General features: G+C 46.9%; 14 protein-coding genes. 10 read left to right on the forward strand and 4 right to left on the reverse strand.

Going from position 1 to position 14,850, the window contains the following annotated elements:
* The first annotated feature begins 30 nt into the window (after nt 1–30).
* Genes KTH90_RS15825 through KTH90_RS15835 form a run of 3 tightly spaced genes read left to right on the forward strand, consistent with a single transcriptional unit; the run spans nt 31 to nt 3,320 of the window.
* Nucleotides 31–993 carry an N-acetylmuramoyl-L-alanine amidase gene (locus tag KTH90_RS15825; protein WP_238727038.1) on the forward strand — a complete coding sequence of 321 codons (963 nt, stop codon included), beginning with the start codon at nt 31–33 and terminating at the stop codon, nt 991–993.
* Between the two features lie 25 nt (nt 994–1,018).
* On the forward strand, nt 1,019–2,185 hold the full coding sequence (locus KTH90_RS15830; RefSeq protein ID WP_238727039.1) for an MFS transporter: 1,167 nt from the start codon (nt 1,019–1,021) through the stop codon (nt 2,183–2,185).
* 31 nt (nt 2,186–2,216) lie between these two features.
* Nucleotides 2,217–3,320, forward strand: coding sequence for a YkvI family membrane protein (locus KTH90_RS15835; protein ID WP_238727040.1), 1,104 nt, complete (start codon nt 2,217–2,219; stop codon nt 3,318–3,320).
* On the opposite strand, the gene lysA is transcribed toward KTH90_RS15835, so the two are convergent.
* Complete coding sequence (gene lysA / locus KTH90_RS15840) at nt 3,288–4,553, reverse strand: diaminopimelate decarboxylase (protein WP_238727041.1); 1,266 nt, start codon at nt 4,551–4,553, stop codon at nt 3,288–3,290. The two genes, KTH90_RS15835 and lysA, sit on opposite strands and share 33 nt — an antisense overlap.
* Nucleotides 4,554–4,797: 244 nt before the next feature.
* Between lysA and KTH90_RS15845 the strand changes: the two genes are divergently transcribed.
* The 6 genes from KTH90_RS15845 (at nt 4,798) to KTH90_RS15870 (ending at nt 10,983) form a co-directional block, all read left to right on the forward strand.
* Nucleotides 4,798–5,268, forward strand: a complete 471-nt coding sequence (locus KTH90_RS15845; RefSeq protein WP_158352138.1) for a hypothetical protein — start codon at nt 4,798–4,800, stop codon at nt 5,266–5,268.
* Nucleotides 5,269–5,416: 148 nt separating this feature from the next.
* Nucleotides 5,417–6,157, forward strand: coding sequence for an acyltransferase (locus tag KTH90_RS15850; protein WP_158352136.1), 741 nt, complete (start codon nt 5,417–5,419; stop codon nt 6,155–6,157).
* A 206-nt stretch (nt 6,158–6,363) separates the two neighbouring features.
* Complete coding sequence (gene bilS / locus KTH90_RS15855; RefSeq protein WP_158352134.1) at nt 6,364–6,897, forward strand: flavodoxin family protein BilS; 534 nt, start codon at nt 6,364–6,366, stop codon at nt 6,895–6,897.
* 29 nt (nt 6,898–6,926) lie between these two features.
* Nucleotides 6,927–7,343: a pyridoxamine 5'-phosphate oxidase family protein gene (locus tag KTH90_RS15860; RefSeq protein ID WP_158352315.1), complete on the forward strand. Its 417-nt coding sequence runs from the start codon at nt 6,927–6,929 to the stop codon at nt 7,341–7,343.
* A gap of 1,242 nt (nt 7,344–8,585) precedes the next feature.
* The gene (locus KTH90_RS15865) at nt 8,586–10,586 is read left to right on the forward strand and encodes a M56 family metallopeptidase (RefSeq protein WP_158352132.1); all 2,001 of its coding nucleotides are present in this window, start codon (nt 8,586–8,588) and stop codon (nt 10,584–10,586) included.
* 46 nt (nt 10,587–10,632) lie between these two features.
* A complete protein-coding gene (locus tag KTH90_RS15870; RefSeq protein WP_158352131.1) occupies nt 10,633–10,983 on the forward strand; it encodes a DsrE family protein in 351 nt (116 codons plus the stop codon).
* 120 nt (nt 10,984–11,103) lie between these two features.
* Here the strand turns inward: KTH90_RS15870 and KTH90_RS24930 are convergent, their stop codons facing one another.
* The 3 genes from KTH90_RS24930 to KTH90_RS15880 form a co-directional block, all read right to left on the reverse strand.
* Nucleotides 11,104–11,226, reverse strand: coding sequence for a hypothetical protein (locus tag KTH90_RS24930; RefSeq protein ID WP_275061417.1), 123 nt, complete (start codon nt 11,224–11,226; stop codon nt 11,104–11,106).
* Nucleotides 11,227–11,510: 284 nt separating this feature from the next.
* The gene (locus KTH90_RS15875) at nt 11,511–12,167 is read right to left on the reverse strand and encodes a PepSY domain-containing protein (protein ID WP_158352129.1); all 657 of its coding nucleotides are present in this window, start codon (nt 12,165–12,167) and stop codon (nt 11,511–11,513) included.
* A gap of 105 nt (nt 12,168–12,272) precedes the next feature.
* Nucleotides 12,273–12,890, reverse strand: a complete 618-nt coding sequence (locus tag KTH90_RS15880) for an RlpA-like double-psi beta-barrel domain-containing protein (protein WP_158352127.1) — start codon at nt 12,888–12,890, stop codon at nt 12,273–12,275.
* A 648-nt stretch (nt 12,891–13,538) separates the two neighbouring features.
* Here KTH90_RS15880 and KTH90_RS15885 point away from each other — a divergent pair.
* Complete coding sequence (locus KTH90_RS15885) at nt 13,539–14,849, forward strand: phenylacetate--CoA ligase family protein (RefSeq protein WP_158352124.1); 1,311 nt, start codon at nt 13,539–13,541, stop codon at nt 14,847–14,849.
* The last annotated feature ends 1 nt before the right edge of the window (nt 14,850 follow it).

The following is a 14,850-nucleotide window of genomic DNA, read 5'->3' on the forward strand; positions in this document are numbered from 1 at the left end:
GGTCTATTTGCAGAAAGGATGAAACTATATATGAAAACATTACAGCGAAGCGTAAAGCTTCTGCTTATCCTGATCATAACAGCAGCGGCCATCGCAGGCTGTTCCAAAAAAGAACCGGCCGCCGATCCGCAGCCTCCTGTGCAGACCCCGGAAAGGGAGTTGGAGACCAATCTGCCGGCGGAGCAATCGATAGAGCCTACAGCGCCGGCATCGACGCCGGACGCCGCACCGGCAGAGTCACCCGAACCCACAGATGCCGGCGGGGACACTTCCCTGGGAGCGGAGGTACCGGATGCGGACACAGGTGCGAACATGCCGGAAGAAACAGCCGGACAGACAGCGGCCAAGGACACGTTAAACGGTCATATCGTAGCGATTGATGCCGGACACCAGGCGAAGGGAAATAATGAGCAGGAGCCCATAGGCCCCGGGGCCTCCCAGACCAAACCCAAGGTGGCGGCCGGCACATCCGGTACGGCCACAGGTCTGAAAGAATATGAGCTGACCCTCCAGGTATCCCGAAAGCTCAGAGATGAACTGGAGAACAGGGGATACCAGATCGTGATGATCCGGGATACCAATGATGTGAACCTGAGCAATAAGGAGCGGGCGGATCTGGCCAACGAATCGGGGGCGGAGATCTTTGTCCGGATACATGCCAACGGATCGGAAGATTCCAGCGTCCACGGCGCGCTGACCATGTGTCCCACCAGCGGTAATCCCTACGTCAGTGATCTGTATGATGACAGCCTGAGATTGTCGGAAAGTGTGCTGGATCAGATGTGTGAGGCCACCGGAGCGAAAAACAGAGGGGTATCCAAGACAGATACCATGAGCGGAATCAACTGGTGCCAGATACCGGTCACTATCGTGGAGATGGGATTTATGACGAATCCCAAGGAGGATCAGAAGATGGCCGCGGAGGAGTACCAACAGGACATAGCAACGGGAATAGCAGATGGGATCGACACTTATTTCCAACCTGTGGACTGAAATAAACCATCAATGAGGAGTATCTATGGCAACGATTTTACTAATTATCATATATCTGGCGTTTATCAGCCTGGGGCTGCCGGACTCGCTGTTGGGATCGGCCTGGCCGGTAATGAACCAGGAGCTGCAGATCCCTCTTTCCGGAGCGGGAATGCTATCCATGATTATCACTGGAGGGACGATCCTGTCCAGTTTTTTAAGCGGAATCTGTATCCGCAGATTTGGAACCGGTATGGTTACGTTTGTCAGCGTTTTGATGACAGCGGCGGCGCTTTTAGGTTTTTCGCTGGCGCCTTCGTTTCTGTGGTTATGTATCCCGGCCGTCCCGCTGGGCCTGGGCGCGGGAGCGGTAGACGCGGCACTCAATAATTTTGTGGCTCTGCACTATAAGGTAAGCCATATGAACTGGCTCCACTGTTTCTGGGGACTGGGGGCTATGTCCGGGCCCATGATCATTTCCGTGTTTTTGCAGGAAGAGCAGGGATGGAGAAAAGGATACCGGACGATCTCAGTAATACAGTTTGTGCTGGTCCTTATTCTATTAGGGACGCTGTTCCTGTGGAAAAAATTCGAAAACAAAGATACGGACAGAGAGAATGAAAAGCCCACAGGAGAAAAAATCCGGGTTTTGAAGCTGCCCGGAGCGATTCTGGCTTGGCTGGCTTTCTTCTGTTACTGCGGGGCAGAACTGACGGCCGGCCTGTGGGGCAGCAGCTATCTGGTAAAAGCGAAGGGAATCTCCGCCGATACGGCAGCCCGGTGGATATCCCTGTTCTATATGGGGATCACCCTGGGCAGATTCCTGTGCGGCTTTTTGGCAGTCAGGTTTAAGAATAGAAGCCTGGTGCGCCTGGGACTGGTAATCTGTCTGGCAGGCTGCCTGCTCCTTTTGCTGCCCCTGCCTGCTGCCGCATCGATGCCCGGCTTTGTCTTGTTTGGACTGGGCTGTGCGCCTGTATTTCCGGGACTGCTTCACGAGACTCCGGTGCGCTTTGGCAGAGAGGCCTCGCAGGCTATGATGGGAACACAGATGGCTTTTGGCTATATCGGAAGTACGATACTGCCGCCGCTGTTCGGCCTGGCTGCCTCAGGAGGCTTTATCAGTCTCTTCCCATGGTTTTTGCTTCTGCTGACAGGGGGCATGATCCTAAGTTCTGAGGGAGTGGACTTAAGGGCTGTGCGAAGGCAGTAATATCTTATATGCTCCTGGAATAGTATGGAGTATGAAGAAAAGAAACAGCTATTTTAAAATTATAATGAAATATAGCGGTGCCCTGATCGCTTTTTTGATCGGTTCTGGATTTGCCAGCGGCCAGGAGGTGTTGCAGTTTTTCAGCGCTTACGGGCCGATGGGAAGCCTGGGGGCCGGTGCATTGGCCTGTCTGCTGTTATTTTGGGCATTCCGGACCGTTTTGCGGGATGTGAGGTTATGGAACCTGGAAAATACAAACCAGATCTACCGCAGATACTGCGGCAGGATTCTGGGTGGTATTTTTGAATGGCTCACCCCCATATTTCTCTTTCTGCTCTATGTAGTCATGCTCTCCGGAGCAGGGGCGCTGCTGGAAGAGAATTACGGATTACCGGTGTGGATCGGCCGCTTTCTGATGCTGGGACTAACCCTGTTCACGGTATTGCTGGGGCTGGATCGCCTGGTGGATATCATCGGGAAAATAGGACCGGTGATCATAGCCTGTGTCGTGTGCATGGGGATCGCCTGCATGATCCAAAAACCGGTAACCATCCCCCAGATGTATGAAAAAATGTCCGGACTGACTTTGACCAGAGCCGCCGGGACCTGGTGGCTCTCAGGCCTTAGTTATGCCAGCTTCAATATCATGACGATCCTCCCGTTTCTGACCGGAATCGGACAAAAGCTTCCGGACTACAAAACCAGCAGATACTGTGCCGCGGGCAGCAGCCTGTCTTTTATGGCGGCGGCCATGATTCTGAACTTCGGAATGCTTGGGTCCATCGATCTGGTCTGCGGCAGAAACATACCGGCTCTGGTGATCGCCGGGCAGTGGTTTCGCGGTGCCTCTGCTGTATTTACGCTGATGATGTTCGCGGGGATCTTTACCACGGCGGTACCGATGTTGTGGTCCTCCTGCAGCCGGGTCTATCCGGATGATAAAAGCAATGCGTTTCGGTGGACCGCGCTGATCCTGGCAGTCGCCGCCTTTTTTGGGGGAGGCCTGCCTTTTGCCAAACTGGTGAACCTGATCTATCCCTGTATGGGCTATCTGGGATTCCTGGTCTTGGCCGGGATGCTTGCGAGCGATATCCGGCTGCTTCTACAGGTCAAGAGGAAGCACATGCCTCGTTAGGTCCTCTAGGGTCTCCCGCTCACGGATCAGCTTCACCTGGCCGGATTCCCGGATCAGGATCTCCGCAGGGCGCAGTCGATTGTTATAATTGGAAGACATCGTGTAACCATAGGCGCCGGCATCCTGGATGCCCAGGATATCGTGCCGGAAGATTTCCGGCAGTGTCCGGCAGGAGGCCAGGATATCCCCGCTTTCACAGATATTGCCGACGATCGTGACTTCCTCGAGCCTGGTGGAAGGGGCATCGCTCTCCCGATAGATTTCCACCTCGTGGTAGGAATCATAGAGAACTGGGCGGGCCAGTATGTGAAAGCCGATATCACAGCCGATATATTTGTGGGAGTGGTTGTATTTTACCGCGTGCACCTGGCCTAATAAAACGGAACACTCCGCGCTGATATAGCGGCCCGGTTCGATTCGGAAGGTGACCGGACTGCCGTATTCTTTTGCAAAATCATATAAGGCCTGATCAAGACGGGGGCCCAGAGAGGACAGATCCAGAGGTTGTTCTCCCTGGCCTTTTTTATAAGGAATACCGAAGCCGCCTCCCAGATCGATAAAGGAAAGCCCCGGAAACTGCCGCGCGATGGAGAAAAGGGAGGGCAGGCTGTCCAAAAAGGCCTGATCGGTCATAAATAACGACCCGATGTGCTGATTGATACCCACAAGTGTCAGATGATACTGATCCAACAGCTGCTTTACCTGGGGAACACAGGAGGGGTCCACGCCGAATTTGGTCTTTTTGCCTGCGGTAACCACTTTGCTATGATGACCGGCGCCAACGCCCGGGTTAAACCGGACTGCCACCCGCCCACCCGGGCAGAGCTGTCCGAACTGTTCCAGCTGGCTTAAGGAATCCACGCTGACGGTAACGCCCTCGTCTATGGCATAGCGCATTTCTTCCTCTGACACGTTATTGCATATATAGAAAATCTCATCGGATGTAAATCCGGCCAATTTTTCCATATAGATTTCTCCCGGGGACATGGCATCCGCTTCCAGCCCCTCGGAGCGGACGATCTGCAGCAGCGCGGGATTACTGTTCGCTTTGGCCGAGTAATCCACCACAAAATCGGGATACGTAACCAGATTCTTAAGCCGGCGGCAGCGGCTGCGCAGAATTCTTTCATTATAAACATAGAGCGGCGTACCGTAATCCCTGGCCAGCTCTACAGGATCCAGTCCCTCGAAAAAACCGGTTTGATCCGTTATCTTTGAATAAATTTTATGCATATGGCAATGCCTCCTCTTACGTCGTTCCTGATTGAAACGGTAGTTCTTGTTTTATTATAATCCCGATCGTATAATTTGTATAATGAATTTAATAGGGAAAAAGAGCAAAGAGGCAGGAGCATTGTCTGACTGGATAATGAGAAGGGGCGTCAGCGGGAAAAGCATGTATTATGAAGGGCCTTGCAGGATATAATATAGTAATGTCTAAGATACATACAACTCAGTTCCTGAAAGGAGAATATCTATGAAAAGAATAGCAGTGAGTCTGATGGCAGCGGTCACGATGTTATGCTCGGCATGTGCCTCTTCGGTGGATGCCGTATATAACAGCAATGTAAAGATCTCCGGTCCTTCCAACACCTATAACCTGAACAACGATGTTCAGACCATAGACGATCAGGATTATGAGGGGGTTATGGAATTCGGCGGTATGGGGACGGTGTGGACCTATGATGCCTCAGCGGAGGAGGAAATCGATATCTCTTATCAGCTTTCCGTTTCCGAGGGGGACGCGAAACTGGTAATGATCAGCCCCGACGGCACGCTGACAATTCTGGTAGAAAATACGAGCCAGAGCCAGCAGGAGGAGATAGAGGCCGTGAATGTGAAGATACAAAAAGGAGAGAATCGGATCAAACTGGTAGCTACGGATCAATCAAAACTGGAACTGCTATTGAGTGCCGAAGTCGGAGAATTTCACGAAATCGGCTTATAGATATAAATTTAACAATAAAAATTGTAAAAATTAGCTAAATTATATAGCTGAACCGTGCCTGATTTGACAAAAGATGACATATTGTTTAAGAAATAGATATATGTTATGATAGAAATGGTAAATACATCAAAAAACGGGGGTGTATCCCATGGATGCAAAGGAATTATTACTACGGAACACCGGAAAACTCAAACCATTTCTGCATATGTATAATACAGTTGCGGGGAGAAATCGTTTGAGGGCGGGAACCAACAATACGCTGGATATAGGATCCTCCTATCTGAAAGGTGTAAAGCTGGACATCCGAGGACGCAATAATACGATCATCATTGGGGACCTGTGTATTCTAAAGAATTGTACCATCCGCATTATCGGTAACCATAATGTACTCTACATTTCCGATCGTGTGTCAGCCAATCAGACGGAGTTTTATATGGAAGATGACAGGAATGAGATACGAATCGGTTATCATACCAGTATAGAAGGCAGAACTCATCTGGCAGCATTGGAGGCAACGAAGATCCAGATCGGAGAAGAATGTATGTTTGCCAGCGAGATTCATTTCCGGACCGGGGACAGTCATTCCATTGTAGACCTGCAGGGCAGGAGATTTAATTTTTCCAAGGACATAATCATTGGCCGGCATGTCTGGATCGGCTATCGGGTTATTTGCCTGAAAGGTACAAAAGTTCCGGATAACTGCGTAGTTGGAGCGGCTTCCCTATTGAACAAAGAGTACACTTCCTCCAACAGTATCATAGCCGGGCACCCGGCCAGAGTGCTGCGTAACGATATAAACTGGCTGAGAGAACGGATAGCTGAGAACTGCATATCGGTAGCCGAACCGAATTTCTGGATGTCCGAAGAGCAGATCGCAGAGCAGATGTAATCGGCAGCCAATGAGGCGCTGTAAATTAAACTAATTGAATAATAGACAAATGGTTGCAGGTGAAAAGCGGGGATTCGTTTTTCACCTGTTTTGGTTTGCCCTTGCAGGGCTTGCTGCTATTGACATAAGTGTTACGATAGAAGATATAGTAGGTGGCATAGCGGTTAAACAGCAAATTCAGATAACAGGAAAAAGGAGAGAAGTATATGAAGGTAAAAGTGATTTATTGCAGCCATACAGGAAATACAGTTCAGGTGGCTAAGGCGATAGCCGAAGGCCTTCCGGTAACGTCTGTTTTACAGAAACTTCAGGCCGGCTTTTCCGATGAGGATGCACGAATCGATGAGGACGATCTTATCTTTGCCGGATTCTGGGTTGACAAGGGCAGCTGCCCGGAAGAGATGGCGGAACTGCTCAGAGGAGTACATCACAGAAAGATAGCTTTGTTCGCAACAGCGGGTTTTGGACAGGATCCTGCTTATTTTGCTCAAATTGAGCAAAGGGTCAGAGCGTTGATTCCAGACAGCAACCGGTACATGGGGGCATTTTTTTGTCAGGGAAAGATGCAGATATCCGTCAGACACCGCTATGAAGAAATTCAGAAACAAAATCCGGAAGATTTAAAAATAAAGCAGAGTATTGAAAATTTTGACCTGGCTTCGACGCATCCGGATGACCAGGATTTGAATCATGCAAAAAAATTTGCAAAAGAAGTATATCAGGCAGCGCTGGATAAATGACATTTTCTGAAAGGAGAAAAAAAGAGATGATGAGAAATCCGGAGCAGACGATCGGCAATCTGCTGGATAAACAAAAGGTAGTCTATGTTGGTTCTGTTGATGTGGAAGGATTCCCGAATATCAAAGCCATGTATGCGCCGAGAAAGAGAGAGGGAATCAAATCGTTTTATTTAACAACTAACACATCATCCAGACATGTCGGTGAGTTTTTAAAAAAACCGCAGGCTTGTGTCTATACCTGCGACAGAAGATTTTTCCGGGGAGTCATGCTGATCGGTACGATGGAGATATTAGAGGACCGGGACAGCAAGGAAATGATCTGGCAGGAAGGGGATACGATGTATTACCCGGGCGGAGTGGAGGACCCGGATTACTGTGTGTTAAAATTTACAGCGGTTAAAGGCAGATACTACAGTAATTTTAAATCCGAAGATTTTAATATTTAAGATTATTAAGATAAGATTTGAAATATGAAGATTATAAAATATAAAGATCACAGGGCTGTGCACCAAATTTTGAATTTCACATATCATACAGTATATAATTGATAAGGAGTGTATGGATATGTGTGGAAATCAAGGAACAACCCTCCCGGGATGCGGCTCTGGATCTGTGCGGCCTGACTGTGGCGGTAAGGAAGCACGATGTGACTGCGGATGCAAACAGGTGAGAAACGACTGTACATGTAATAACACACGCCCGGACAGAGGATGCGCCGGAGCGCGTGTTGAAAATAGATGCAGCGGGGTACGTCCTGACTGCGGATGCAATAACGCGCCAGTATGCAGGGAAACACCGGTTTGCCAAAAGGTGCAAGTATGTAAAGAGGTAAAAGTATGCAAAAAGGTGCCTGTCTGCACGGAAGCTCGCCCGATGCCCGAGTGCAGGCCGCAGAATCGGCCGTCCTGCGGATGCCGTCCCGAGAACCGTCCGGTGCCCGGATGCCGTCCTGAGAACCGCCCGATGCCGCCGTGTCGTCCCGAGAACCGCCCGATGCCGCCGTGTCTCCCTGAAAACCGCCCGATGCCGCCGTGTCGTCCCGAGAACCGTCCGATGCCGCCGTGTCGTCCCGAGAACCGTCCGATGCCGCCGTGCCGTCCTGAGAACCGGCCCTGCAGTCCGGTTCGTGACGAGAGTTATGCACAGGGCTATAAGGATGGTTATAAGGCCGGATATGCAAGTGGTTATGCGGCAGGCATGGAGTCAGGCAGAAATGCTGCTTCCTGTTTCGATCCGTTCGCAAAACCGGAATCAGTTTGCCTGGATACCAGGGACTGTGATTGCTAAAAAGAAGTTCGGCAATTATTATATAATATAATAGAAAGAGATCACCGGTCATTGACATCTTAGATGTTGATACCGGTGATCTCTTTTCTGGTTATGTGTGATGTTTCCATGTTCCGTGCCGATATTTCAGTTAGATAAAGTGTTGATATTTCGGTGTCAGTATTTCTGAGAAACTTAGTTTTGTTATTTCAATGCCGATTTCAGTGTAGATAATCTAATCCGTAGATTTTTTATTAATATATACATAACTAATGTCATTAGCGGGACATCATTTGTGCCATTGGCGACACATCATTTGGCGCTTGCAGTAATGGTCTATTCGTGATAGACTAAAAGAAAAGAATGGTCTATTAGTATTAGACCAATGCTTGGCGAACTTCGGGACCATAGGGGGAAACAAGATGGAAGAACTGTTTATCACGATCTTAAACATGAGTATAACCGCCAGTTATGTGATACTTATCATCATGGCAGTACGGATGCTATTAAAAAAGGCGCCAAAGATATTTTCCTATATACTGTGGTGTGTGGTGCTGTTCCGTTTAATCTGCCCATTTACAATAGAAGGAATCTTCAGTATTCTGCCATCTGGGAACGCAGCAATCCCGGAGGCGGCAGTCTATCCGGAAAACTCCAAGTCTGCAGATTCTGAACCCGAAGCAGCGGCAAATACAAGACAGGCACCGCAGACGTCTGTCCACCCGGATAATAAAACGTTACCACAGCCGGGCATGATGGCGGCAGCAGTCATATGGTTGTCGGGCATAACCGGAATGCTTGCTTACAGTATTCTATCTCTGACTAAGATGAAGAATCTGAGGAGATCTGCCTATCTGTACAAAAGAGACGAAATACAGGGGATATTCAGAAGAAGGAAAATAAATATATATGAAGGGGAGTATCTGGAGACGGCTTTTGTGATGGGAATTTTCCGTCCGGCCATATACATACCAAACGCATTAGAAGAATCAGAGAGAAGCTATATTATTTGCCACGAACAAGTCCATATCAAGCGGCTGGATTACCTGATCAAACCGGTGGCTTATCTGGTTCTATGCATTCATTGGTTTAATCCGCTGGTTTGGGCAGCCTTTCTGCTGATGGAAAAAGATATGGAATTATCCTGCGATGAACGGGTACTGCACGATATGGGTAAGGAGATCCGCAGGGAATACGCCTCATCTTTGTTAACGCTGGCTTCCGGCCGCAGAACCTTAAGCGGGGGCCCCCTCGCTTTCGGTGAGAACGACATAAAAAGCCGTATCCGCAATGTGTTGAATTATCACAGGCCTGCTTTCTGGGGAATCATCGCGTCGGCAGTGATACTGATCGTCATATCTGCCGGCTTGATTTTCAGTCCGGCTACCCGTGATTCCATGAAATGGGCGAAAAGTCTGAGACCGGAAGAGGTAGTCAAAATTGAGCTGGTAGTTATGCCATCCGACGAAGGAAAGCAATACCGCGTGTATTTACCTGAAGAATACCCGCAGATTGTAGAGCTATTGCATCATTCCCGCGGCCGATATGTGGAGAATCCGGAGGTATTGGCCGGCGGAGGTTTGAGTTTTTATATCACTACAACGGATGGAGTGAGACATCAGTTCACCAATTATGGCAACACCTATCTGGTGATCGATGAAGACAGTTATCGCTCGTCCTACGACTGGCTGTCTCAGTGGGACTATGAGGGCAATGACAAGCTTCCGGAAGGATTCTTCAAGAATCAGAAATCGTCGGTGGATGATAAAAAGGAATCGGCAGATGCAGAGGCTGATAAAGATGAGTCTATAGATGAGAAACCCGCTAACCTTGATACTGATGAGGAAAATACAGGCGGTGAAAATGCAGGTGGTGAGGATACTGGCGGAATGACATTCCCCTTCTCCATGGGAATCACGCCCATGACCCTTGCCGATGGAAGCGGCATTGATGTGGAGCTGGTAATGACGGATGGAAAACTATGGAGATCCGACGATCCGGACTTTATATATGGCGGTTATTTCCAGGACGGAGAGAACTATGTGGGGCAGTTTGAACTTCGTACACTTAAGGAAGGCCGGATCCTGGATCAGATGCCAGTACAGCTGACCCAGCCGGAACTGTGTTTTTACGGCCCGGTAACCCTTGCGGCAGCCGACTATAACGGAGACGGAAACCCGGAGTTTACTCTGGGCAGCTGGGTGTGGAGCGGAGGGAACGAGTATAATCTATACAGTATAGATACCAGCGGCCGCCTAACCCTTCTCAGCTATATCGAACGCCATGACGAAAAAGAAGCTTCTGTATTGCTGGACCAGCCCACCCCCGGCAGCTTCTCGGTAAATTGGTATAACCAGCAGACAGGAGAACGCGATCCGGTTCTCTACCACTGGAATGGTGATACCTATCTACAGGATCAGTAAAATATAGTATAATAATATAAAATAATAAAATAGAGGGAGATAAACTATGAAAGTAATATACCATATTGATGAAACAGAAAAATGGGATTTAGTTTTGGGCAACGCAATGAATATGCTGAATTATGGAAAGGAAAACAATACGACATTTGAAATTGAAATCGTAGCGAACGGGATAGCAGTCACCGGATTGTTCCAGCATGAAGCGGAAGAAGCCAATCTCTATTCAAGGATGGAAGAGTTAGATGCACAGAAAGTTACATTTGCCGCCTGTAACAACGCGCTCAAAAAATACACCACTCCAAATACCATCCTGTGCCCCTTCGCAGCGGTAGTCCCGGCCGGCGTGGTAGAGCTGGCCCAAAAACAGCAGGAAGGTTATTCTTATATCAAACCATAAGCAGGATACAAATCCATTGTAAAACACCGACCCCCCTTCCGGAACATCGCCGCTTCCCCTCAACTATACCAACGTTCTCCCTGTAAAACGTTAAAGCCCTAAAATAAAATACGTGCAAAATTATAAAATCTCAAGTTCCGAAGCAAAATAGGTTTTATACTTCTCATTGAGATGGACCCCAAAATCCTCTGTCTGATACATAACGATTTTTGTATTTTGAGGCTGCATCATATTATTATCCATCTGAACCCTCTCCTTTTTTGCTTTTTATGTGTTTATTCTACCATATTCATTTTAAAAGAAAATATTAAAAGCGCCGGAGCTTGTACGATTCTGCTCCGGCGAAAAATCAAACTTAATTATTTTGTTTCTTTCCCCAATTTGTCTATGCTTAAAAGTAGTATGCCCACAAAACCCTTGTGGTTGCTGGATTCCTTGAGGTTCTCCTTGGTGATAAAGCAGACGTCGTAGGCGGGAAAGTGGACGTCTGTTATTTCATCCCGTGCTATAATGCTATAATAATAGTTTTAAAAGTCCTCCCATATAGAATGGCCATCTTTATCATAACTGGTTTCTTCGCTAGCATTTAAGATGTCCCCTGTCGTAGCATCAATAACAACATGCGCAAAATTACCATTAGGTGAAATTCCATATACTAAAATAGCCAAATAAGAGGTATCAAGATCATTACTAAGTTCTGCATATCGCAGCATATAATCATAGCCTTTAATCCATTCATCCTGTTTTTTTCCACTCGCCTGCAACCCCTTCTCCTTCGCTATATCGAGAGCCTCTGGAGAATCCACAATACTATTAATATCTATAGGTGGTCTTGTGCTGGTTCCTTCACCACCATCTTCCTCAGACTTAGTCACTTTACCATCATGTATTCCAACTAAATAACTTGAATTTTTTATCTTGCTTTCAAGGAAACAAGTCCATGCCCTTCTAGTACCATCATTACCGCTTTCATAATTACTATCTGACGTGTCAACACTTGTTATATAAACGAGCGTTGCATCATCCGCCCATTTTTTGGCTTCAGAGATAGACAATTCTGCAGCCTCTTTTAGTGTTAACAATTCACTTAGTTCATTTTTGTTATTATTCTGGTTAATGATAGTACAGACAGAAATCGCTAGTATAACGATCGTCACAATAACTATTATCCATTTTTTTTTCATTATAAAATCCTCTAGAGAATCGTCCGCCACAAATAATTAATTTATAAGTTTTTTACTAAAATACTGATAATTGTAGTATTTTACATAGTCCAGAATAGGGTATTATTACGGGGTAGAAATATCATATGCCCAATGTTTAACCCCAAAATTTAAGGCGGGCGAGTCCATATCCGGTTTATAACCAAAATAAACATCCGTCCACCAATAGGAACGTGATCCTCCGGTACCTGTATCATCAACCGTAAAACTTCTTCTAGAACTACTTCCTATTTTAATTGACTCTGGATATGTTACGGTGCTTCCATACGGTATATAAGGACTTTTATCGTCATAACGATGGCAAGCCACATTACCTACATAAGGATAAACTCCACTTGCTGTCTTCCTACCTCTTTCAGCAGTATAAGCAGTTACATCTTGGTTAATTACGCTAAAATCGCCCCTTCTTTGTACACCATTTGGTATAATTACATCAGAGCTTTGGTTCGTGCCCGGAATTTCTATATCTGAAAATGGTGAAAATACATCCGAATTTAGTGCATTCTTAACGGCTTCTCTTAATTCATTCTCATCCACATTGTATTTTTTACTTAAACCTTTGATATCAAACGAATTAAGCTCCTGATTCAAACTTTCCGGATTTTGCCTTGAACTGGCAAAAACCAAGCTGAAGTTACTAATTACTAAAATACACACTAATAATAAACCAATACTTTTTTTCATTTGTATCCCTCCAACAGGATTGGTGGCGGACGATTATTAGAAAAAGATAGTTTTGATACAGGATTGAATACTATTAACATTGTTTAAAATACATGATACAATGGAATCACTTTCTTTCAAAATAACTTAATTTTAAAATTTTATTAAATGGATAAGTAAAAATACAGATGTATAATTTAGAATGAATAGAAGTCAATGCTTAGTCCTTAAAGAGTATCCTTAAATGCTTTAATTTAAGTATAGTATATATTTTATAAAAATCAAATACATTAAACGGACACTTTTATGCATTTTATGCCAGTCCAAATTCTGTTCCTAAAACAACTTCATAATACATTCTTCCGGCACCTTATCACGATTAATACCCTTGAATGTTGGTATAATGGAGCGTGAAATTCAGACTACAGAGAAATCGGCGCAGCCCAGTATTTATAAGAGTTACGCCGTTTTTAGTTCAAAACTCTAGAATTTAAGCAGGATACAAATCCATTGTAAAACACCGACCCCCCTTCCGGAACATCGCCGCTTCCCCTCAACTATACCAACGTTCTCCCTGTAAAACGTTAAAGTCCTAAAATAAAATACGTGCAAAATTATAAAATAGATGATATAATGCTATTTATACTATTGAATAATGGGGGAAATAACATGATTTGGGCAAAAGAAGAAACACTTCCCAGAGCCGAGATAGAAGAGATCCAGCTGGCCAGGCTGCAGAGTACCGTGTCCTATATTTACGAACGGGTGCCTTCTTATCGCAAGAAAATGGAAGAGGCCGGCGTGAAGCCGGAGGATGTGAAAACATTAAAAGACCTTCAGAAGCTGCCGTTTACGAACAAGAGCGATTTCCGGGAAAATTATCCCACCGGAATGTTCGCGGTGCCGGGCAAACAGCTGCAGCGGGTACATGCATCCTCAGGAACCACCGGCAAGCCGACCATCGTCGGTTACACGAAGAACGATCTGCATATGTGGACAAATAATGTATCCAGGATCGCCTGTCTGGGCGGCGCCACCGGTGATGACATCGCGCAGATCTGTTTTGGTTACGGGATGTTTACCGGGGCGCTTGGATTACATATGGGTCTGGAAAATATAGGTGCCTGTGTGATGCCGACTTCTACAGGAAATACGAAGAAGCAGCTGATGTTCATGCAGGATATGGGCACGACCCTTCTTGTGGCGACTCCATCTTATGCGTTGAGAATTGGCGAAGTGGCAAAATTAAACGGGATCGATCCGATTGAGGATCTGAACTTAAAGATCGGCCTGTTTGGCGGAGAAGGTATGACAGAGGCCATGCGCGCCGAGATGAAGAAGATGTGGGGAGAAGATTTCCTGTGTACGCAGAACTATGGCATGAGTGAACTTTGCGGGCCGGGGGTTTCCGGAGAGTGTGAATATCTGTGCGGCATGCACATCAATGAAGACTGGTTTATTCCGGAAATCATTGATCCGAATACAGGCGAGGTCCTGCCTGCGGGAGAAAAGGGAGAACTGGTAATCACCTGCCTGGGCCGGGAAGCGCTGCCGCTGGTGCGCTATCGGACGAAAGACATCTCCAGGCTGTTCTATGAGCCGTGTAAATGCGGAAGGACCACCTGCCGGATGGAAAATCTGTCGGGACGTTCGGATGATATGCTGGTAATCAGAGGGGTCAATGTGTTCCCGGGTCAGATCGAGGAAGTGCTGTTAAAGATCGAGGAGATCGGGCCGCACTATGAGATCCTGGTGGAGAGAAAGAACCATCTGGATGTGATGACTATCTCTGTGGAGCTGGTAGATGACCGCCTGTTGGACAAATACTCCATGTTGAGCACGCTGGAGGCCAGAATCCGTCAGGGCCTGCGGGATATTCTGGGGCTGGATGCCACGATCCGGCTTATGGCTCCCCAGAGCCTGCAGCGGTTCGAAGGAAAAGCGAAGCGAGTTACAGATCTAAGAAAGGATGGACTATAAG

Source organism: Diplocloster modestus (assembly GCF_019042245.1).
Lineage (GTDB): Bacteria > Bacillota > Clostridia > Lachnospirales > Lachnospiraceae > Diplocloster > Diplocloster modestus.

Excerpts from the sequence above, each read along its gene's own strand:
- KTH90_RS15885 (WP_158352124.1), top strand. The coding sequence starts at position 13,539 with ATGATTTGGGCAAAAGAAGAAACACTTCCCAGAGCCGAGATAGAAGAG.
- KTH90_RS15865 (WP_158352132.1), top strand. The coding sequence starts at position 8,586 with ATGGAAGAACTGTTTATCACGATCTTAAACATGAGTATAACCGCCAGT.
- KTH90_RS15825 (WP_238727038.1), top strand. The coding sequence starts at position 31 with ATGAAAACATTACAGCGAAGCGTAAAGCTTCTGCTTATCCTGATCATA.
- KTH90_RS15845 (WP_158352138.1), top strand. The coding sequence starts at position 4,798 with ATGAAAAGAATAGCAGTGAGTCTGATGGCAGCGGTCACGATGTTATGC.
- KTH90_RS15875 (WP_158352129.1), bottom strand. The coding sequence starts at position 12,167 with ATGAAAAAAAAATGGATAATAGTTATTGTGACGATCGTTATACTAGCG.
- KTH90_RS15880 (WP_158352127.1), bottom strand. The coding sequence starts at position 12,890 with ATGAAAAAAAGTATTGGTTTATTATTAGTGTGTATTTTAGTAATTAGT.
- KTH90_RS15835 (WP_238727040.1), top strand. The coding sequence starts at position 2,217 with ATGAAGAAAAGAAACAGCTATTTTAAAATTATAATGAAATATAGCGGT.
- lysA (WP_238727041.1), bottom strand. The coding sequence starts at position 4,553 with ATGCATAAAATTTATTCAAAGATAACGGATCAAACCGGTTTTTTCGAG.
- bilS (WP_158352134.1), top strand. The coding sequence starts at position 6,364 with ATGAAGGTAAAAGTGATTTATTGCAGCCATACAGGAAATACAGTTCAG.
- KTH90_RS15870 (WP_158352131.1), top strand. The coding sequence starts at position 10,633 with ATGAAAGTAATATACCATATTGATGAAACAGAAAAATGGGATTTAGTT.
- KTH90_RS15860 (WP_158352315.1), top strand. The coding sequence starts at position 6,927 with ATGAGAAATCCGGAGCAGACGATCGGCAATCTGCTGGATAAACAAAAG.
- KTH90_RS15830 (WP_238727039.1), top strand. The coding sequence starts at position 1,019 with ATGGCAACGATTTTACTAATTATCATATATCTGGCGTTTATCAGCCTG.
- KTH90_RS15850 (WP_158352136.1), top strand. The coding sequence starts at position 5,417 with ATGGATGCAAAGGAATTATTACTACGGAACACCGGAAAACTCAAACCA.
- KTH90_RS24930 (WP_275061417.1), bottom strand. The coding sequence starts at position 11,226 with ATGGATAATAATATGATGCAGCCTCAAAATACAAAAATCGTTATGTAT.